Source organism: Empedobacter sp. UBA5987 (assembly GCF_002429865.1).
In the GTDB taxonomy this organism is placed as follows: domain Bacteria; phylum Bacteroidota; class Bacteroidia; order Flavobacteriales; family Weeksellaceae; genus Empedobacter; species Empedobacter falsenii_B.
Genome location: NZ_DJBB01000064.1, coordinates 22,887 through 42,768 on the forward strand (window position 1 = coordinate 22,887; position 19,882 = coordinate 42,768).

Here is a 19,882-nt window from a genome sequence, read left to right on the forward strand (position 1 = left end):
CGAGAAACAACCGAAATTGTTACATCTAAAATTATCTCGAGTTTAAACGCAAAAAAGGCTCCAAAATTTGAAGCCTTTTTATAATGTTGTGTTAAATTTAAAATTATTTCAATTTACGTTGTTTGTAAATTTCTTCAGCTTTTTGCACAGCTTTGTAAGAATCTACAACACCACCTGCAACAGAAATCTCTTTTAATTGCTCATTTTTATTAACTGTTTCCATTAAGATATTACGAATATCTTCTGCAGTTAATTTTGGATAATGTGACCAAACCAACGCTGCAACACCAGCAACAGCAGGTGAAGCCATAGAAGTTCCGTTTAAGAAACGATATTGATCAACCCCTGGATATGTTGCATAAATCTCTTGTCCTGGTCCAAAAACATCTACCGATTTTTTACCATAGTTAGAGAAACGAGCTTTTAAAGCATTTGGATCTTTAGTAGAAGCACCAACCGTAAGAACAGATTTAGAAACAACATTTCCATTTCTGAAATTAGTTGGATAATGTACATGAACATCAATATCTTCGTTGCTATTTCCTGCCGCTTTAACGATTAAAACACCTTTATCAGAAGCATATTTGAACGCATCCCAAACTAAATCTGCATCAGGAGAATAAGGTTTTCCGAAAGACATATTCAAGATTTTTGCTCCATTGTCAACTGCGTAGTAAATTGCATTTGCAACATCTTTATCGCGTTCGTCTCCATTTGGAACTGTACGAACCGACATAATTTTTACATTATTTCCTCCTGTTGTTCCTTCAGAACCGATATTATTTCCTCTTACAGCACCGATAATTCCAGCAACGTGAGTTCCGTGAGAAGACTCAGGTCCGTTAGAATCTCCGTTTCCATAAAAACGCTCTTTCTTATCATTTGGATTGTCAACATTTTTACGATCAACCAAATCTAGATTTAAGTGAGAAGATAAAGCATCTCCCTTTGCAGCACGACGAGTAGCTCCTAAATAAGTGTTAGAAACTTCTTTCATTGTTTTTCCAACCCATTGCTCTTCTTTTAACTCACCAAAAATCCATAAAGCTTCTAAGATTTGAGAATCTGTTGGTTGATAATTCTTTAAAATATCTTTTGTTAATTTAGTATCACCAAACTCAAGAACCATTTTATTTACACCACCTTCAACTGCATTCAATTTAGATTGAGCAACTTGTTGGTTATATTTTGCTTTTCCTACAGCACTTAAATATTCTTTTTCAATTTTTTGAAATTCAGCATATTCAGTAGGATTTTTTACAATAGCTTCGTGATTTTTCTTTTGATCAAAAGTTGCGTATTTAGATGATAAAGCTTTGTAAAGACGTGTTAATTCAGTTGTATCATCATTGTAATTGATTCCTTTTGCAGTTCCTAAAAAAGACCAACCATGTACGTCGTCAATGTAACCATTTTTGTCATCATCGATTCCGTTTCCTGGAATTTCTTTTGGATTTGTCCACATATTTGCTTTCAAATCTTCGTGAAAATTCTCAACACCACTGTCTAAAACTCCTACAATAATTGTATTCGCTTTTCTTTTGTTGTCTTTTAAGAATTGTAAAGCTTGATCGGTATTTACACCATAAATACCTGTTTGTTCAACACCTGCATGATACCATTTTTCTTTTGGTACTTCTGTTGTTTGTGCTTGAGCAAACCCTAATGTAAAGGCAAATCCTAAAGCAATAAATAATTTTCTCATGTTGTTATTTTATTAAGTTTTTTAAATATACTGCGGCACTTGGTCCTTCGCTAAAAAGTAAATCTAAGATACTCAAACCTTCTATAAACTCAAATTTATCATCAAAAACTTGCGCATATTCTGGTAAGTTATATTGAGGAGCTTTTTTAGCAGAAAATTGATTTCTGAAATCATTTTCAGGGTTTAGATCTTGATAGGTTTCAGTTTTAGAAATATCCAAATCTAAGCTTAATTTTTTGTTGATGAAATCAATTGTTTTTAGATTAAAATCTAAAAGAAATTTCTCTTTTTGTTCTAAAATTGGAATAATTTCATCTTCATAATATTCAAAATATGGAGAACTTTGATAAGCTGATTTTAACGATTTGATGTGTTCTTTTTGCCAATCATATTCATAAGAAGGTTGCAAATCTTTGAACAAACGTGTTCCGTTGTGTAAAATTGGAATATTCAACATTAATTTACCATTTGCGCCCAAAATATACATGCGGTTACGGTAAGTTTGCTTTTGAAAATTTTCTTGAACTTCGATATCCAAAGTTTGGCTTTTTACCATTTCTGCATAGTAATCAATCGGTCCAAAATAAAAAGCTGCAAACGTATTTTTCATTCTATTATTTTATATGGAAATGTGCATTACAATTAGCTTATAATGCACATTTATAGTGTTGTTAATTTTATAATTTAGAGGATTTTAATCGCTCTTTTTATTAATATTTGTTTTTCTTTTTCTCTTTACGAGCTTTTACAATATCATATCCAATCCAACCAATTAAGGCAATTAAAACATAAATTCCGTACGAAGTTTTGTCCGGATTATCATTATTTATTGAAGTAAAGAAACGATTCCAAATAAATTTCTTAGGAGCAGCAGGCTCGAACATTCCGTTCATATTTGCCCAAATCATAATTGGACGACCAATAATATGATCTTCTCCAACATAACCAAAGAAACGTGCATCTAATGATTGATTTCTGTTATCACCAACCATAAAATAATAATTTTGTTTGATTTCGTATTTATCTGTTTTTTGATCATTGATAAATACATCAAACTTACCGTTTGTAGAATCAACTCTTAATGTATTGTTTTCATAGCGACGAATAATGTTAATATATTGCGCTAAAGTTTCTTTGTTAACATCAACTACATCACCTTTTTTCGGAATGTATAAAGGTCCGTATTGATCTGGATTCCAGTTTTTGTTTACTGGAAAAATAGTGTTTGTACTATCAATTTTTCCATTTACAATATGTTCCGTTTTTTCACCTACAGGTTGTAAAATAGGTTCAACAGAAACTACATTTGCATTAGATTTCATTGCTGTAACATGAGCATCAGTCAAAGCTGCAAATTGATAAATAAATGTTCCGTCACCTTGTTTTGCAGCATTATAATCTGTACTTATGATTCCAAAATTATCGTATAATAATTTATCACTAAAAGGGACTTTTGTAGTTACTTTATAAGCGTGCTGAACTTGCGCATCTTTCTTTGGAATGAATTTTTTATCGTTTACATATAAAACACCATTGCGAATTTGCACGGTTTCTCCCGGTAAACCTACTAAACGTTTTACATATGCATCTTTACGATCAATCGCATTGTAAATAGAATCTGTAGGATAGTTGAAGACAACAATGTCGTTCGATTTTAAATCTCTCCAACCTGGAATACGCATATAAGGTAGGCGTGCTTTGTCGATAAAACCATCTCGGTAAATAAATTCTGAGAATGGAATTCCGATTGGTGTCATAGGAACACGCGCTCCGTGACTTACTTTTTCTACAAATAAAGCATCACCAATTTTGATTGTATTTTCCATTGATCCTGTTGGAACAATCATTGGTTGAATAAACCAGTTATGAACCAAAGTTGCTAAAACAAGGGCAAAAATTAAGGAAGAAACAAATGTTGGTTTGCGTTTTTCTGGACCTAAATATTTTGGATTATCAGAATAATTAACCGCAAAAATGTATAAACCTAAAGTCAAAACCATAATGACTTTGTCTTTTGTTTCAATTTTTCCGTAAGAATCTCCTAAATCAACAAAGAATACTAACCAAAAAATAGGACCAACAATTGGCAAATAAAATAGAATAATCCACCATTTTGGACGATGAATAATTTCTAAACCTTTCCAGATATTTAGAAAAGGAATATAAGCTTGAATTGCTTGCTTTCCAGCATTTTTATATAATTTCCAAGTTGCAGCTCCAAAGATTATATTGGCAATAATAAAACCAATTAACCAGTAAATTAGTACATGCATAAGTTTTTGATATTTAGTATTTTAATTTAGTTCAGTTCAAGTACATCTTTCATTGTGAAAACACCTTGTTTATTCCAAATCCATTCCGCAGCAATCACGGCACCTAAGGCAAAACCTTTGCGAGAATGCGCCGTATGAGAAATCTCAATAGTATCTACATCAGAGTTATATTGTACGATATGTGTTCCGGGAACATCCTCGATTCTTTTTGCTTCAACTGGAATAATGTCTTTTGCTTTTTCGTCCATCGACCAAGAATTATATGTTGAATTGTCAATAATTCCTTCTGCAATTGTAATCGCTGTTCCAGAAGGTGCATCAAGCTTTTGTGTATGATGAATTTCTTCTAGATTAATTTGGTATTCGTTACGATATTTATTCATCATTCGAGCTAAAATAGAATTTAATTCGAAGAATAAATTAACGCCCAAACTAAAGTTAGAAGCATATAAAAAAGCGGTGTTATTTGAAATTGCTAAATGATTAATTTCTTCTTGTTTATCTAACCATCCTGTTGTTCCACAAATTGTTGCGATTTTATTTTCAAGTAATACTTTAAGGTTGTCGTAAGCGAATTCTGGTCTCGAAAATTCTATTGCAACTTCAACATTATTTAATTCTTCCGCAAGTGGAGTACGAGATATTTTAAGTACAACTTCGTGTCCGCGTTGAATTAAAATTTCTTCAATGGCTTTTCCCATTTTTCCGTATCCTATTAATGCAATTTTCATCTGTAATTTCTAAAATTTTAAGTTAAATGCCAATCCTAAAACTGGCTCTAATGTCATTTCATCTTGAATGACTGTTGGTTTGAATGACATTTCTGTGTCATTACGAACTGTGAATAAATGCGCATCTACTGTTGCATCTACAATATTTAATAAATAAGCTAATGCAGTTAAAGCGACACTATAATCGCGTTTTCGTTTGTAATCATCTTGAATAACTGCCAATTGCTCTGCAGATAAAATTCCTGTGAATTCGTTTGGTGTTCCTTCTCTTACCGCAATATAAGCTTTTCGGTATTTTTTGTACAAATTATTGTAATAAATCGTAAAACCTGTTCCTGTACCTACTAAACCAAGCGCAATAGGTGCTTTTAACCATTTTTTGTTATACAATTGTCCAGCACCAGGTAAAATAGCCGAATACAAAGAGGCTCTAATTGGACTTTTCTCCATTAATGCTTCTTTAGTTACGCTCATTGTATCGTTTACAATAATATTATTTTCGACAACGACTAAAGAATCCGTTTTAACCTGACCAAAAGCAAACGTCGAAGAGATCGTTAATCCAAGTAAGAATGATTTAATTTTCATTTAAAAATTTTCTTAATCGTTCAAACTCATCATCTGAAGTAAAATTCAAAATTATTTTACCTTTTCCATTATTTGCACGTTTTATTTCAACTTTCGTATTCAATAAATTTGAAATAGAACTTAATGCTTCTTTGTACTGATAAGGCAATTCATTTGTTGCTTTTTTTTCAGGTTTGCCTTCTTTTATCGATTTGATTAAACGTTCTGTATCACGTACAGATAAATTGTTTTTGACAATTTTTTCGTAAATATCAAATTGTAAATCAGTATCATCAATAGCCATCAAAGCGCGACCGTGTCCCATTGAAATCATTCCGTCACGAATTCCTGTTTGGATAATTGGGTCTAATTTTAATAAACGCAAATAATTGGTAATAGACGTTCTGTCTTTCCCAACACGTTTACTTAATTCTTCTTGTGTTAACTTGATTTCATCAATCAATTGTTGGTAAGAAAGCGCAATTTCGATCGCATCTAAATCTTGACGCTGAATATTTTCGACCAATGCCATTTCCAGCATTTCTTGGTCATTTGCTAAACGCACATAAGCCGGAATTGTTTTTTTACCAGCTAATTGTGAGGCGCGAAAACGTCTTTCACCAGAAATCAATTCATATTCACCAGTTGGTTTTTTACGAATCGTAATCGGTTGAATAACGCCTAATGTTTGAATAGACGAAACCAATTCCTCTAAAGCTTTTTTATCGAAATTAGTTCGTGGCTGCCAAGGATTCTCGGTGATTTTTTCTAAATCTATTTCCAAAATGTTTCCAACCAATTTCTTTGCACCTTCATCTTGTGCTGTTTTTACAGTTGGTTCATCCTTTAATAGAGCAGATAATCCACGTCCCAAGCGATTATTTTTGTTTGGCTTTGCCATTTTATTTAAACTGTATCGTTGTTGTTAATTAAAAATTCACGCGCTAAATTTAAGTAATTTTCTGCACCTTTACTTGCTGCGTCGTACTGAATAATTGTTTCGCCAAAACTTGGTGCTTCTGACAAACGTACATTTCGAGTGATAATTGTTTTGAAAACCATTTGCGGAAAATGATTGTTCACTTCGTCTAATACTTGATTAGAAAGACGTAAGCGAGAATCATACATCGTCAACAATAAACCTTCGATATCCAGTTCCTTGTTGTGATGTTGTTGAATTCCTTTTATCGTATTTAATAATTTTCCTAAACCTTCTAACGCAAAATATTCGCACTGAATAGGAATAATCACAGAATCTGCAGCTGTAAGCGCATTTAATGTAATCAAACCAAGTGAAGGCGCGCAATCTATAATAATATAATCATATTGATCTTTGATTTCTGATAGCGCGTTTTTTAACATGTATTCGCGGTTCTCGTAATCTACAATCTCAATCTCGGCAGCAACTAAATCTAAATGAGCAGGCATCAAGTCTAAGTTTGGCGATTCTGATTGTAAAATAGCTTTGCTCGCAAGCACTTCATTTTCCAATACTTCATAGGTTCCAGCTTCGATTTCATCCAAATCAAAACCCAAACCAGATGTTGCATTTGCTTGCGGATCTGCATCAATTAATAAAACTTTTTTCTCTAAAACACCTAATGAAGCAGCAAGGTTTAACGAAGTTGTCGTCTTACCAACACCACCTTTTTGGTTAGCAATAGCAATAATTTTACCCATAATTTACGTTCAAAACGATTTCAAAAATACAATATTTAACCTTGCTAAACCTTAAAGAAAAAATAAATTTTTGAATAATTGTTGAATATTTGTTTTACATCATAAAACATCAGTTCTGTAAAGCTAAATTTTAATATTATTTTATCTTTTTAACAGAATTAAAAAACTTATATTTGCGACAAGTATTTTTATAATTTTTTTAATAAAAAAAGTTGATGAATTTTAACCTTTTATTCGAAAGCGTTGAGAATAGAAAGAGCTTTAACGCAGTAGTTTTAATGAATAGAAACGAATTTAAGAATTATTCTTTCCCCTTATTGCTTCGCAATGTATATTATGCGATACGTCTGTAATACCCTAATTTTTTTGCAAAATTTTTAGAATTATTAAACACACGTAACATTTATAAAGCATAATGAAAACTAAATACATAGATTTAATCACGCAATCATTTGACTTTCCACAAGATGAATTTGAATTAGATGGAGAGTACTTAAAATTTAATGGAATTGACCTAAAAGCTTTGGTCGAAGAACATGGAACACCATTAAAATTTACATATTTGCCTAAAATTTCGCAAAACATTCAGAAAGCGAAAGGTTGGTTCGAAAAAGCGCGTGAAGAGTTAAACTATGAGGGAACTTACAATTATTGTTATTGTACAAAAAGTTCTCACTTTCGTCACATTTTAGGTGAAGCATTAAAAAACGATATTCACATTGAGACATCTTCTGCATTTGACATTAATATTGTCGAAAATTTGATTGGAGAAGGTTTGATTACAGACGATCAGTATGTTGTTTGTAACGGTTTCAAGCGTGAGGAATATGTAGAAAATATTGCTCGTTTGGTAAATAGCGGACATCGTAAAACGATTACAGTAATTGACAATTACGAGGAAGTTGATTTGTTTTCTGAGGCAATTGAAGGTGATTTTGAAATCGGAATTCGTATTGCATCTGAAGAAGAGCCAAAATTTGAGTTTTATACCTCTCGTTTAGGAATTGGGTACAAGGATATTGTACCGTTTTATCAAACAATGGTAAAACCAAATGAACGCATTAAACTGAAAATGCTTCATTTCTTTATCAATACAGGAATTAAAGACAATTCATATTATTGGAATGAGTTGACAAAATGTTTGAGAGTTTATGTAAACCTTAAAAAAGTTTGTCCAGAATTAGATAGTTTGAATATTGGTGGTGGATTCCCAATCAAAAATTCGTTGAATTTCGAATATGATTACGAATACATGGCGAAAGAAATCTTGTTGCAAATTAAAATGATTTGTGATGAAGAAGGAATTCCTGTTCCAAATATTTTTACAGAATTTGGTTCGTTTACAGTAGGAGAAAGTGGAGGAGTAGTCTACAAAATTCTTTATCAAAAGAAACAAAATGATAAAGAGTATTGGGATATGATCGATTCTTCTTTTATGACAACTTTGCCAGATGCTTGGGCAATTTCGAAACGATTTGTAATGTTGCCAATTAACCGTTGGTACGATAAGTATGAACGTGTATTATTAGGAGGTTTAACATGTGATTCTGACGATTATTACAATTCAGAACAGCATGTAAATGCCATTTATCTTCCGAAATATGATCAAGCAAAACCATTGTATATCGGTTTCTTTAATACAGGAGCTTACCAAGATAATATTAGTGGTTTTGGTGGAATTAATCACTGTTTAATTCCTCAGCCCAAATATATTTTGATTGACGAAAATTATGAAGCAAAAGTATATTCAGAAGAACAAACGCATCAAGATGTGTTGAATACATTAGGATATAAATAATTAGAATTTTTAATAAAATATAAAACAAATAAAATGAGTAAAGGACCAATCAGTCAGTTTATAGAACATAACTATAGACACTTTAATGCAGCTGCTTTAGTTGACGCTGCAAAAGGATATGAGCAACACTTGTTAGAAGGTGGTAAAATGTTAATTTCTTTGGGTGGAGCAATGTCTACTGCTGAATTAGGAATTTCATTAGCGGAAATGATTCGCCAAGATAAAGTGCACATCATTTCTTGTACAGGAGCAAATTTAGAAGAAGACGTAATGAATTTAGTTGCGCATTCTCACTATAAAAGAATTCCAAATTACCGTGATTTAACGCCAGAGGAAGAGCGCGAATTGTTAGATACGCACTTCAATCGTGTTACAGATACTTGTATTCCAGAAGAGGAGGCTTTTCGTCGTTTACAAGAGCATTTAGAGAATGTTTGGCATGCTGCTGAAGAAAAAGGTGAGCGTTATTTACCACACGAATTTTTATATCAAGTTGTAAATTCTGGAGTTTTAGAGCAATACTACGAAATTGATCCGAAAGATTCTTGGATTGTTGCTGCAGCTGAGAAAAATTTACCTATCGTTTGTCCAGGTTGGGAAGACTCTACAACAGGAAACATTTTTGCGTCTAACGTAATCAAAGGTAATTTAAAAGCGTCTACAGTAAAATCTGGAATTGAGTACATGATTTACTTAACAGAGTGGTATCGTGCTAATTCTGATGGTAAAGGTGTAGGTTTCTTCCAAATTGCTGGTGGTATCTCTGGAGATTTCCCAATTTGTGTTGTTCCAATGATGTACCAAGATTTAGAGTGGACAGATGTTCCTTTCTGGGCATATTTCTGTCAAATTTCTGATTCTACAACATCTTACGGATCTTATTCTGGAGCAGTTCCAAATGAGAAAATTACATGGGGTAAATTAGATGTTGATACGCCAAAATATATGATAGAATCTGATGCGACAATCGTAGCGCCATTGATTTTCAACTATATTTTAGGAAACTAATCAATAGAATATTAAGCATAAAAAAAACCACTTCAATTGAAGTGGTTTTTGGTTTTATATTGTTCAGATAATTAATCTTTCATTGCTTCACCAGCTTTTCTATGTGTAAATTTTCCATAGATATGTCTTCTAGCAAAACGGCTTGGAGAGTCAGAATTTACCATTTTGATGTACGTGTTTTTAGGAACACCAAAATACTCGTAATGATTTCCATCTAAATGTTCTACTTTCAAAATTTGTTCATCCATATAAAAATCATGAATGTTAGATTTTGCAGTTGTAATCGTATATTCTTCTTTGTTTTTTTCGTGCGTTTCAGGATTAATACTTACTAAAAAGTGGTATGCTTCGATCACAACTTTACTTTTTTCTTCAGCTTCTATTTTACCTGCTTCGTCGTTGATAAATTTATCAGGATGCGCATCTTTCATCGTATTTCTGTAAATTGTTTTCAACTCTTTTAGAGTTACATTTTTATCAACTCCAAGTAATTTTCTGTGTTCTACAACGCTTTTCATAATTATAATCCTTTTTTCGGAGTGCAAAAGTACGGATTATAAATCACGAAATGCGCTTAATATCCATAAGTTTCGTTAAGGTTATGATAAATAATTTTCTTTTTGTTGAGAATTTGATATTCAATTCCAATACTATCCTTGTTTATAGAAATCAGTTTAGCTTGCTGAATAGGTTCGTTTTCGTATTCATATAGCTTTGGATCATCAGAATTAATATTTAATGTTTCAGAAACAATATCACTATAATCTGGTCTCGCGATATTGTTTGATTTTTCTAAAATAGGAAATTTAGATTCAGAATTATAGATATAAGCACGTTTCATTGCCATAACTTTTTTCGTAACTACTATTTTATATTCATCGTTTACTTTAATGGTTTGAATTGTATTCATATTGAATAAAAAACTAACGATAGATAGAAACAGAATTGCCATTGGTAAAATGCTCAATCCAACTAAAGCAAAAAGTAAAAAACCATAAATTTTGATATAGATAATTTTCCAAAATTTAATAACGATGTAAAAGGTGAAAATAATCCAAGTCCAAGCTAGAATTTGATAGGTATATTCTCCTTTTAAATTTAAACCAATAAGGTTTAAACTCAATAAAAATAGAATGAGAAGAACAGAGGAAATGATGTAGGTTTTGAGTGATTTTGGCATTTAGGTTATGATTTATTTTTTCGAATATACATTATTTATATGATTTAATCGTTTTGTGTAAAATGAATTTTCTCGAATATTTTTGTAATTTTAAGCAAGCTAACAACAAACAAAATAAGTATGAAATTGAAAGACGTTCCTGAATTGAAAAATTCTATTTTAGATCTTCCTTCAAAAGAAAAAGATAAACTTCTTTTGCGTCTTATCAATAAAGATGAAACTTTAGTAGAACATTTGCATTTTCAATTATTAGAGAATGAAAATGATTTGCAAGATCGTGTAAAAAATATTTATGAAAAGATTGATTTTCAGTTTGAAAAGTCTCATCACTTAATTAATCAGATTAACATAAATAGAAGTCATCGTCAATTGTTGTTGACGTTAAAAACATTGAGTGGAATTGTGAACTATCATGTTCAAATTACGAAAGATAAAGTGTCAGAATTTGAATTGAGAAAATATATCATTCAAGAATCTTTTAGTCGTTATCCTTATCTTTTTGAAACTTATACAACAGGAGATAATGCAGAAAAATTATACAATTATCAACATGGCAGATTGAAATTGATTTTTTCTATTTTTGAAAAATTTCATGAAGATTTAAAATTTGATTACCAGAACGATATTGATGAAATTAATACTTTTTTAAGAAAAACTCCTATAAATTTTAAACTTCAATAGTTCTTTTAAACAAAAGGTTGCTTATCTAATATTGTATAAAATAATAATTAAATTTACTATAATTGACTTATTATTAATTGGTTTGGTCTATTTTTTGTTAGTCTTAAAAATAGTGGATTAACAAATTATTAATTTAATTTATTGTTAAATAACGAAAAAAGTATAGTTAGTTCTGTGTAAACCGAACTAACTATTTTATATTTGCATGGTTTTGTAGATTATACACATTATGAATATAAAAAATCAAGCATGTAATTTGGATCTTTTTTGCAGCTATAGTGCTTTTTTGGAGAGAACTTATGGTTTTCCTCCATTGACGGCTAAGTTGCAAGCATACATGATTTTAGAATCAGATGAGGAGGGATTTACTTTCGAAGAACTTCTTGAGATTTTTAATGTTAGTAAAAGTTCCTTATCAAACTCTATTAACTACTTACTATCGATGAAACATATCGAATACATAAATAAAATTAACTCTAGAAAAAGATATTTTAGATTAAATTTTAATTATTTGACAGAGAAATTAGATTTTTTATATGAAATGATTTCTCAAGATATAGGTTATACAAATCGAATAAAAGAACATAAACTAGAGAATAATACGCTTTCTAAAAATGTTGAAAATAGGGTAGTTGATATCTATTTGGAACATCTTAATCAAACAAAAGTGATATTAGACGAGACAATACAAAAAATAAATAAAATTCAACTAGAAAATAAGTAAAAGTAATATGAAAAACGTTAACGTTATAATGGTTGGTGCTTTGGCAATAGCTTTGAGTTCTTGTGGAAAGAAAGACAATGCTGCTGCTCAACAAGCACAAGGTCCAACGCCTTATCCGGTGGTTGATGTGCCAACGAAAGTGGTAACGAGTTATGATGAATACCCTGCAAATATTCAAGGTATTGTAAATAATGATGTTCGTGCAAAAATACAAGGATATATTACAGAAGTTTATGTTGATGAAGGTCAATATGTACAAGCTGGTCAACCTTTGTTCAAATTAGAGACAAATGTTTTAACTCAGAATGCGGATGCTTTGAAATCAGGTGTTGGTGCAGCGCAAGCTAATGTAAAAGCGGCTCAGGCTAATGTAAGTGCAGCGCAGGCGGCAGTGCAAGCAGCTCAAGTAGAGGTGAACAAATTAACTCCTTTAGTACAAAAAAACATTATTAGTAATGTACAATTAGAAACTGCAAAAGCTAATCTAGCAAAAGCACAAGCGAGTTATAATCAAGCTGTAGCTGCTAAGTCTCAAGCGCAGGCTGGTGTTACTCAAGCGCAAGCAAGTTATAAAGGAGCGCAAGCAAATGTTGACTATTCTGTTGTAAGAGCACCTATTAGTGGAGTAGTTGGTTCTATTAATTCTCGTCAAGGGACATTAGTTGGTCCTACGGATCAAACTCCAATTACTACAGTTTCAAATACAAGTAGAGTATATGCCTATTTCTCTATGAATGAGAAAGAATATTTAAACTTTATTTCTAAATCAGAAGGAGCTAGTTTAAAAGATAAATTAAACAAAATTCCAGCAGTAGAATTAGTATTAGCTAATGGAGATGTTTATCCTGAAAAAGGTAAAATACAAACTGTAACTGGTCAAATTAATCCAACAACAGGTACAATTGATTTCCGTGTAACGTTCAATAATGAAGCTAAGCTTTTGGCAAATGGTAACTCAGGACGTATTCGTGTTCCAAAAACTTATGTTGATGTATTGGTTGTGCCAGAGGCTGCAACATTTGAACAACAAGGTATGACTTATGTTTACAAAGTAACAAAAGATACAGCTTACGCAACTCCAATTACTGTTGTAGAAAGAGCGAATAATATGGCAGTTGTAAAAGACGGAGTGAAAAAAGGTGATAAAGTTGTAGCACAAGGTGTAGGTAAATTACGTGATAAAACAGCTGTTAAACCAACTCCAGCAAACTTTGATCAAATCGTAGAATCGACAAAAACGGTATTCTAAATTGTAAATAGATATGTTAAAAAAGTTTATTGAAAGACCCGTATTATCTACGGTAATTTCTATCCTTATATTGATATTGGGGATACTGGGGCTTATATCGCTTCCGGTAACACAATATCCAGATATTGCACCCTCTACTGTAAAAATTTCAGCTTCCTATCCCGGAGCGAATGCAAAGACAGTAATGGAGTCTGTAATTATTCCGATAGAGGAACAGGTGAACGGGGTTGAAGGAATGGATTATATTTCTTCTACTGCCTCTAATAACGGTTCTGCTTCTATCGATGTTGTATTTAAACCAGGTGTAGATGGAGATATCGCACAGGTAAACGTACAAAACCGTGTGGCACGTGCTACACCATTATTACCTTCGGAGGTAACTCGTTCTGGAGTTGTGACGCAAAAACAACAGACGTCAGCATTGATGTTTGCTTCGTTTAGTTCAACAAATCCTAAATATGATGAGATTTATCTTCAGAATTATTTGAACATCAACATTATTCCAGCCTTAAAACGTGTAAACGGTGTAGGGGATGCAACTGTGTTTGGTGCGATGACTTATTCTATGCGTATTTGGTTAGACCCTTCTCGTATGGCAAGTTATGGTTTAGTTCCTTCTGAAGTTTCTGCAGCTTTATCTCAAGAATCTCTTGAAGCTGCTGCTGGTTCGTTAGGGGAAAACTCTGGACAATCATTCCAATATACAATTACATATTCTGGGCGATACAAGACAGAAGATCAATATCGTAATATTGTTATTAAATCTTTACCAAACGGACAGGTTCTTAGATTAAAAGATGTAGCGAATGTAGAATTTGGTGCTCAATCTTATGCAGGACGTTCTGCAATGGATGGAGATCCTTCTGCTGTATTTGCTGTTTATCAAACACCAGGATCTAATGCACAAGAAATTATTGTAAACTTAAGAGCTGAGTTAGAAAAGGCTTCTAAATTATTACCAGAAGGAGTTTCTTACACTATCTTAATGGATACAAATACATTCTTAGATGCGTCTATTTCTAAAGTTGTTCACACAATGATAGAGGCATTTATCTTAGTATTTATTGTTGTATATATTTTCTTACAAGATCTCCGTTCTACATTAGTACCATTGATTGCGGTACCAGTGTCTATTATTGGTACATTCTTTTTCCTTAATTTGGCAGGATTCTCGTTAAACTTATTAACGTTATTTGCCTTAGTACTCGCCATTGGTATTGTGGTAGATGATGCCATTGTTGTGGTGGAAGCCGTGCATGCTCGAATGGAGTCTCATCACGAAGCTCCTATGGATGCAACAAAAAATGCGATGGATGAAATTTCTGGAGCAATCGTTTCGATTACATTAGTAATGTGTGCGGTGTTCGTACCAGTAACATTTATCTCAGGACCAACCGGAGTATTCTACAAACAATTTGGTATTACTTTAATTGTTGCCATTTTAATTTCGGCATTAAATGCCTTGACATTATCTCCAGCATTGTGTGCTTTATTCTTAAAACCACATCAAGAAGGAGAGCAAAAACGTAACTTTATTCAGCGATTCTTTGATGCTTTCAATGCTTCATTTGATCGTATGACACATAAATATGGTAATTCATTCAAATTTTTAATTAAACACAAATGGATTTCATTCTTATTGATTATTGTAAGTGGTTTAGGAATTTGGGGTGTTGGAAAGATGATGCCAACAGGTTTCGTACCAACTGAAGATAATGGGTTTATTATTGGTAATATCGAGTTACCAGCGGGTGCTTCTATGGACCGTGTATATGAAGTTGAAAAAGAATTCCAGAAAAAAATTGAAAAAATTCCTGGATTAGATAAAGCAACAATTATCTCGGGTAACTCTATTATTTCTGGAGCTGGTTCTAACTATGGTATGATGTTCATTAAATTGAAGCCATTCGAAGAACGTACAACAGATGCTTTATCAGTACAATCAATCATTGGACAATTATTTGGTGCTGCAGCTCAAATTCCTGATGCTCAAATGATTTTCTTCCAACCACCATCAATTCCAGGTTTTGGTATGTCTTCTGGTTTCGAGTTGAAATTATTAGATAAAACAGGTGGAGATATTGCTGATTTTGATAAAGTTGCAAAGGAATATATTGGTGCTTTAATGCAACGTCCAGAAATTATGTATGCTCAAACATCTTTAAACACAGGTTTTCCTCAATACGAAATCGATGTTAATATTGAAAGAGCAAAACAATCTGGTGTTTCAGTAAGTTCTATTTTCTCAACTTTACAAGGATATATTGGAGGATTATATGCAGCTGACTTTACACGTTTTGGTAAACAATACCGTGTGTACATTCAAGCTTCACCAGATGATCGTATCAATGAAACAAGCTTAAATAAAATGTTCGTGAAAACGGATGCAGGTTCAATGACACCAGTTTCACAATTTGTGACTTTAAAACGTGTGTATGGTCCTAACTCTGTTAACCGTTTCAACTTATTTACATCAGCTAATATTACAGGAGCAGTAAAACCAGGATTCTCTACAGGTGATGCGATTACAGCAATTAATCAAGTTTCTGAACAAACATTATCTACTTCTTATAGTACTGACTTTACAGGTCTTACTCGTGAGGAGATTAATTCAGGTTCTCAAACAGCAATGATTTTTGCTTTATGTATCGTATTCGTGTACTTTATCTTATCTGCACAATATGAATCTTATGTTTTACCATTCGCAGTATTATTATCTGTTCCTTGTGGTATGATGGGGGCGTATTTATCTCAATGGTTAGCTGGATTAGAAAATAATATCTATTTCCAAATTGCCTTAATCATGTTGGTTGGGTTACTCGCTAAAAATGCCATTTTGATTGTAGAGTTCGCTTTACAAAGACGTGTACACGGAATGTCAATTGTTCAGGCAGCTATAGATGGAGCTAAAGCTCGTTTACGTCCAATTTTGATGACATCTTTTGCCTTTATTTTAGGATTAATGCCATTAGTATTTGCAACAGGTGTATCATCTGCTGGTAACCGTTCTGTAGCTACTGGAGCAGCATTTGGTTTATTGGTAGGTACAATTTTAGGTTTATTTGTTATTCCAGTATTGTTTGTTGTTTTCCAAACATTACAAGAAAAAGTTAAACCAGTTAAATTTGATCGTCCACAAGAAGAAATTGAACATAATAATTCAATCTAAAAATGAAAAAGTACAGAATATTTAATATTACTTTAATCGCAGCTGGATTGTTTGCTGTTCAGTCTTGTTTCGTAGCAAAAGATTATCATCGACCTGAAGCTGTTGTAAATGAAGCAAATTTCAGAACAGATGTTATTGCAAAAGACAGTGCTAGTGTTGCAACTGTTTCTTGGAAACAAATTTTTACAGACACTCAATTACAAGCTTTGATTAATCAAGGTTTACAAAATAATTTAGATATACGTTCGGCACTGCAAAATATTGCAGTCGCTGAAGCGTATGCTAAACAAGGTAAAGCAGGTTATTTACCAACTTTATCTGTTGGGCCAAAATATACGTTTACAGAAAACTCTCGTAACACTCAGTTTGGTGCGTTAATGTCAAAACGTGCACAAAGTCAATACGAAGTTTCAGGGAACTTAAGTTGGGAAGCAGATATTTGGGGTAAAATTAGAAGTAATCAACGTGCATCTGCTGCAACTTATTTGCAAACTGTAGAAGCGCACAAAGCGGTAAAAACACAAATTGTTGCTTCTATTGCAAATGCGTATTACAACTTATTGGCTTTAGATGAGCAAAAAAGAATTTTAGATAAAACTTTAATCAACCGCGAGCAAAGTTTAGAAACAACGAAAGCTTTGAAAGAAGCTGGTAGTGTTACAGAAGTTGCAGTTAACCAAACAGAAGCGCAATTGTTCAATGTGAAATCATTATTGGTTGATGTTGAAAATGGAATTAAGATGAACGAAAATGTGATGAGTATTTTGTTAGGAACAAATCCTCAATCAATTAATCGTACAAACTTAGCTTCTCAGAAAATTAATGAAAAATTATCTGTTGGTGTTCCAGCTCAATTATTAGAAAATCGTCCTGATATCAAAGCTGCAGAGTTTGGATTGATGAACGCTTTTGAGAATGTTAACGTTGCGAATGCAAGTTTTTATCCTTCTCTTTCTATTACTGCAACAGGTGGTGTACAAGGAATTGATATTGATAAATTATTTAGTGCGCAATCTTTATTTGCAACGGTGATCGGTAGCTTAACTCAACCTTTGTTACAACAACGTAAATTGCGTACGCAAAAAGAAGTTGCTTTAGCAAATCAAGAAAATGCTTTGATTAATTATAAAAGCAAAATCTTAAATGCAAGTAAAGAGGTTTCTGATGCGTTATACACATACGATGCAGCAACGAAGAAAGCTGAATATAAACAAAAAGAATATCAATTATACAATCAAGCAATTACCTATTCTGAAGAATTGTTAAACTACGGTATGGCAAACTATTTAGAAGTAATTACAGCAAGAGACAATGGGTTGAATGCTGAATTGAATGTTGTTGATGCGAAATTATCATCTTTATCATCAATGGTCGAATTATATCGCGCTGTTGGAGGTGGATGGCAATAAGCAATTCTAATCTTAAGAAAAAAACCTCTCAAATATTTGAGAGGTTTTTTTATACTTCTATTTCTCTAAAACTTCGCAATGAATAATATTGTGAGAAGTTCCTACAAATTCTATTAACCAATTTTCAGTAGTTTCTTCAATTCGATTTTCATCTTTCCAAATTAGATAATCAAATGAAATTGGAATCGAAACAAATTTACTTTTTGGATGAGAAGCAAGTTCACTCAAATCTTCTTCAATTTTTTGTTCCATTTCAAATAAATCTTTTGGTTTTGATTTATGAAAACTATAATAATCAATCGCGATTAATTCTAATATAATTTTGTCGTTTGTAAATGTTTGCGCAAAATCAAAAATCATTTGAAAAACATCATTCAATGTATGTTTGTGGAATAAATGATGCTGCTCAAAATATTGTCCTAATCCCATCAAATAATCGAAAATAGAATACTTTTGACTAATATATTTCAGCGTTTCTGGCGTTCTTGGTTTGTTCCAATAAATCTCCAACGCATTTTCTAAAGCTGTAATATTTTCTAAATCTTTTTCACTTAAAAAATCACTTTTTATAATTTGATACGGAGGTAATTGATCAAAATGATAGCCGTAATTCTCGTATTTTTGACGAACTGGTGTACCTTTCAAAAATTTCAAAAAACCTAATTGCAATTCGGGTGGATAAAGCTTGAAAGTTTCTTCGAAACTAAACTTCAAATCATCAATATACTCTAAAGGCAAACCAACTATCAAATCTAAATGCATTTCGATTCGGTCTTTTAATTGATTGATAACATTTGACGTTTTTTCAAAATTTTGCTTGCGCGAAACTTCTCGATTACTTTGTTGATTAACAGTTTGAATTCCGATTTCGAAACGGAAAAGATTTTTAGGCACTTTTTCGTTGATGAATTTTATAATATCTGGATGAACAATATCTGCTGTAATCTCGAACTGAAAAACATTTCCTTCACGGTAATGATCCAAAATAAATTGAAACAATTCGATCGTAAAATCTCGTTTTATGTTAAATGTACGATCCAGAAACTTTATTGTTTTCCCGTGTTTCATCAAATACAACAAATTTTCTTTGATGGTTTCCATCGGCAAATAGCGCATTTTATTGTCTAAACTTGCCAAACAAAACTCACATTTATAAGGACATCCACGAGAAGTTTCGATGTAACAAACCTTCTTTTCCAAATCCGCTGGATTATCGTATTGATAAGGATTTCGACCTTCTAATCGATTAATATCAAACTGAATATTTTGCGCATTGAAAACAACTTCGTTCTCTTTTTTGTAAACTAAATTCGGTACATTTTCTATTGCGGGATAATTTGCTGCAAATTCCTCGAACGGAATTTCTCCTTCACCTACAATGATATAGTCGATATAATCATTTGCAATCACATCATCATATTCGTAACTAACTTCTGGTCCACCCAACAAAATTTTAGTTTCAGGAGAAATTTGTTTGATTCGTTTACAAACTTTTAACGTCTGCGTAATATTCCAAATGTAGCAACTAAAACAGATAATATTGTATTTAACGCATTTTTCTGCAACTTCATCAAAGTCAGATTTAATCGTAAATTCTTTCCAAAAAATATTTCCATGATGATGATTTAAATCGTACAAAATACGAATTGCCAAATTGAGGTGAATATATTTTGCGTTTAAAGTCGTTAATAAAATTGATGATTGCATA

17 protein-coding genes are annotated in these 19,882 nt (G+C 32.2%); 7 read left to right on the forward strand and 10 right to left on the reverse strand.

Annotation, left to right across the window (positions count from 1 at the left end):
- Nucleotides 1–103: 103 nt before the first annotated feature.
- The 7 genes from B3J26_RS11415 to B3J26_RS11445 form a co-directional block, all read right to left on the reverse strand.
- On the reverse strand, nt 104–1,705 hold the full coding sequence (locus B3J26_RS11415; protein WP_291074627.1) for a S8 family serine peptidase: 1,602 nt from the start codon (nt 1,703–1,705) through the stop codon (nt 104–106).
- A 4-nt stretch (nt 1,706–1,709) separates the two neighbouring features.
- Nucleotides 1,710–2,315, reverse strand: a complete 606-nt coding sequence (locus B3J26_RS11420) for a WbqC family protein (protein WP_038330572.1) — start codon at nt 2,313–2,315, stop codon at nt 1,710–1,712.
- 100 nt (nt 2,316–2,415) lie between these two features.
- Nucleotides 2,416–3,978: a signal peptidase I gene (gene lepB / locus B3J26_RS11425; RefSeq protein WP_291074628.1), complete on the reverse strand. Its 1,563-nt coding sequence runs from the start codon at nt 3,976–3,978 to the stop codon at nt 2,416–2,418.
- A gap of 26 nt (nt 3,979–4,004) precedes the next feature.
- Nucleotides 4,005–4,709 (reverse strand): 4-hydroxy-tetrahydrodipicolinate reductase, encoded by a 705-nt coding sequence (gene dapB, locus B3J26_RS11430; RefSeq protein ID WP_115000386.1) that lies wholly within the window; start codon nt 4,707–4,709, stop codon nt 4,005–4,007.
- Between the two features lie 9 nt (nt 4,710–4,718).
- The gene (locus tag B3J26_RS11435) at nt 4,719–5,297 is read right to left on the reverse strand and encodes a DUF5683 domain-containing protein (protein ID WP_291074629.1); all 579 of its coding nucleotides are present in this window, start codon (nt 5,295–5,297) and stop codon (nt 4,719–4,721) included.
- A complete protein-coding gene (locus B3J26_RS11440; RefSeq protein WP_291074630.1) occupies nt 5,287–6,177 on the reverse strand; it encodes a ParB/RepB/Spo0J family partition protein in 891 nt (296 codons plus the stop codon). Before B3J26_RS11440 ends, B3J26_RS11435 begins: the two co-directional genes overlap by 11 nt.
- 5 nt (nt 6,178–6,182) lie before the next feature.
- The gene (locus B3J26_RS11445; RefSeq protein WP_038330582.1) at nt 6,183–6,956 is read right to left on the reverse strand and encodes a ParA family protein; all 774 of its coding nucleotides are present in this window, start codon (nt 6,954–6,956) and stop codon (nt 6,183–6,185) included.
- A 415-nt stretch (nt 6,957–7,371) separates the two neighbouring features.
- On the opposite strand from B3J26_RS11445, the gene B3J26_RS11450 reads away from it, so the two are divergent.
- Together B3J26_RS11450 and B3J26_RS11455 are read left to right on the forward strand one after the other, a co-directional pair.
- Entirely contained in the window at nt 7,372–8,754 is a 1,383-nt protein-coding gene (locus tag B3J26_RS11450; protein WP_180904450.1) for an arginine decarboxylase, read from the forward strand.
- 33 nt (nt 8,755–8,787) lie between these two features.
- Complete coding sequence (locus B3J26_RS11455) at nt 8,788–9,762, forward strand: deoxyhypusine synthase family protein (RefSeq protein ID WP_038330586.1); 975 nt, start codon at nt 8,788–8,790, stop codon at nt 9,760–9,762.
- Between the two features lie 71 nt (nt 9,763–9,833).
- On the opposite strand, the gene B3J26_RS11460 is transcribed toward B3J26_RS11455, so the two are convergent.
- Together B3J26_RS11460 and B3J26_RS11465 are read right to left on the reverse strand one after the other, a co-directional pair.
- Nucleotides 9,834–10,280, reverse strand: a complete 447-nt coding sequence (locus B3J26_RS11460; RefSeq protein ID WP_038330588.1) for a KTSC domain-containing protein — start codon at nt 10,278–10,280, stop codon at nt 9,834–9,836.
- 56 nt (nt 10,281–10,336) lie between these two features.
- On the reverse strand, nt 10,337–10,942 hold the full coding sequence (locus tag B3J26_RS11465) for a hypothetical protein (protein ID WP_291074631.1): 606 nt from the start codon (nt 10,940–10,942) through the stop codon (nt 10,337–10,339).
- A 120-nt stretch (nt 10,943–11,062) separates the two neighbouring features.
- Between B3J26_RS11465 and B3J26_RS11470 the strand changes: the two genes are divergently transcribed.
- From B3J26_RS11470 to B3J26_RS11490, 5 genes are all read left to right on the forward strand, one after another.
- Nucleotides 11,063–11,623 carry a hypothetical protein gene (locus tag B3J26_RS11470; RefSeq protein WP_291067680.1) on the forward strand — a complete coding sequence of 187 codons (561 nt, stop codon included), beginning with the start codon at nt 11,063–11,065 and terminating at the stop codon, nt 11,621–11,623.
- A 229-nt stretch (nt 11,624–11,852) separates the two neighbouring features.
- Nucleotides 11,853–12,347, forward strand: coding sequence for a GbsR/MarR family transcriptional regulator (locus B3J26_RS11475; RefSeq protein ID WP_291059979.1), 495 nt, complete (start codon nt 11,853–11,855; stop codon nt 12,345–12,347).
- Between the two features lie 7 nt (nt 12,348–12,354).
- The gene (locus B3J26_RS11480; protein ID WP_038330599.1) at nt 12,355–13,596 is read left to right on the forward strand and encodes an efflux RND transporter periplasmic adaptor subunit; all 1,242 of its coding nucleotides are present in this window, start codon (nt 12,355–12,357) and stop codon (nt 13,594–13,596) included.
- 13 nt (nt 13,597–13,609) lie between these two features.
- Nucleotides 13,610–16,765: an efflux RND transporter permease subunit gene (locus B3J26_RS11485; protein ID WP_291074632.1), complete on the forward strand. Its 3,156-nt coding sequence runs from the start codon at nt 13,610–13,612 to the stop codon at nt 16,763–16,765.
- 2 nt (nt 16,766–16,767) lie between these two features.
- Nucleotides 16,768–18,174, forward strand: coding sequence for an efflux transporter outer membrane subunit (locus tag B3J26_RS11490; RefSeq protein ID WP_291074633.1), 1,407 nt, complete (start codon nt 16,768–16,770; stop codon nt 18,172–18,174).
- A gap of 57 nt (nt 18,175–18,231) precedes the next feature.
- Here the strand turns inward: B3J26_RS11490 and B3J26_RS11495 are convergent, their stop codons facing one another.
- On the reverse strand, nt 18,232–19,881 hold the full coding sequence (locus B3J26_RS11495) for a B12-binding domain-containing radical SAM protein (protein WP_291074634.1): 1,650 nt from the start codon (nt 19,879–19,881) through the stop codon (nt 18,232–18,234).
- Nucleotide 19,882: the final 1 nt, after the last annotated feature.

What these genes read in the sequence shown, in the direction of transcription:
- B3J26_RS11415 (WP_291074627.1), bottom strand. Translation starts at nt 1,705, where the DNA reads ATGAGAAAATTATTTATTGCTTTAGGATTTGCCTTTACATTAGGGTTT.
- B3J26_RS11420 (WP_038330572.1), bottom strand. Translation starts at nt 2,315, where the DNA reads ATGAAAAATACGTTTGCAGCTTTTTATTTTGGACCGATTGATTACTAT.
- lepB (WP_291074628.1), bottom strand. Translation starts at nt 3,978, where the DNA reads ATGCATGTACTAATTTACTGGTTAATTGGTTTTATTATTGCCAATATA.
- dapB (WP_115000386.1), bottom strand. Translation starts at nt 4,709, where the DNA reads ATGAAAATTGCATTAATAGGATACGGAAAAATGGGAAAAGCCATTGAA.
- B3J26_RS11435 (WP_291074629.1), bottom strand. Translation starts at nt 5,297, where the DNA reads ATGAAAATTAAATCATTCTTACTTGGATTAACGATCTCTTCGACGTTT.
- B3J26_RS11440 (WP_291074630.1), bottom strand. Translation starts at nt 6,177, where the DNA reads ATGGCAAAGCCAAACAAAAATAATCGCTTGGGACGTGGATTATCTGCT.
- B3J26_RS11445 (WP_038330582.1), bottom strand. Translation starts at nt 6,956, where the DNA reads ATGGGTAAAATTATTGCTATTGCTAACCAAAAAGGTGGTGTTGGTAAG.
- B3J26_RS11450 (WP_180904450.1), top strand. Translation starts at nt 7,372, where the DNA reads ATGAAAACTAAATACATAGATTTAATCACGCAATCATTTGACTTTCCA.
- B3J26_RS11455 (WP_038330586.1), top strand. Translation starts at nt 8,788, where the DNA reads ATGAGTAAAGGACCAATCAGTCAGTTTATAGAACATAACTATAGACAC.
- B3J26_RS11460 (WP_038330588.1), bottom strand. Translation starts at nt 10,280, where the DNA reads ATGAAAAGCGTTGTAGAACACAGAAAATTACTTGGAGTTGATAAAAAT.
- B3J26_RS11465 (WP_291074631.1), bottom strand. Translation starts at nt 10,942, where the DNA reads ATGCCAAAATCACTCAAAACCTACATCATTTCCTCTGTTCTTCTCATT.
- B3J26_RS11470 (WP_291067680.1), top strand. Translation starts at nt 11,063, where the DNA reads ATGAAATTGAAAGACGTTCCTGAATTGAAAAATTCTATTTTAGATCTT.
- B3J26_RS11475 (WP_291059979.1), top strand. Translation starts at nt 11,853, where the DNA reads ATGAATATAAAAAATCAAGCATGTAATTTGGATCTTTTTTGCAGCTAT.
- B3J26_RS11480 (WP_038330599.1), top strand. Translation starts at nt 12,355, where the DNA reads ATGAAAAACGTTAACGTTATAATGGTTGGTGCTTTGGCAATAGCTTTG.
- B3J26_RS11485 (WP_291074632.1), top strand. Translation starts at nt 13,610, where the DNA reads ATGTTAAAAAAGTTTATTGAAAGACCCGTATTATCTACGGTAATTTCT.
- B3J26_RS11490 (WP_291074633.1), top strand. Translation starts at nt 16,768, where the DNA reads ATGAAAAAGTACAGAATATTTAATATTACTTTAATCGCAGCTGGATTG.
- B3J26_RS11495 (WP_291074634.1), bottom strand. Translation starts at nt 19,881, where the DNA reads ATGCAATCATCAATTTTATTAACGACTTTAAACGCAAAATATATTCAC.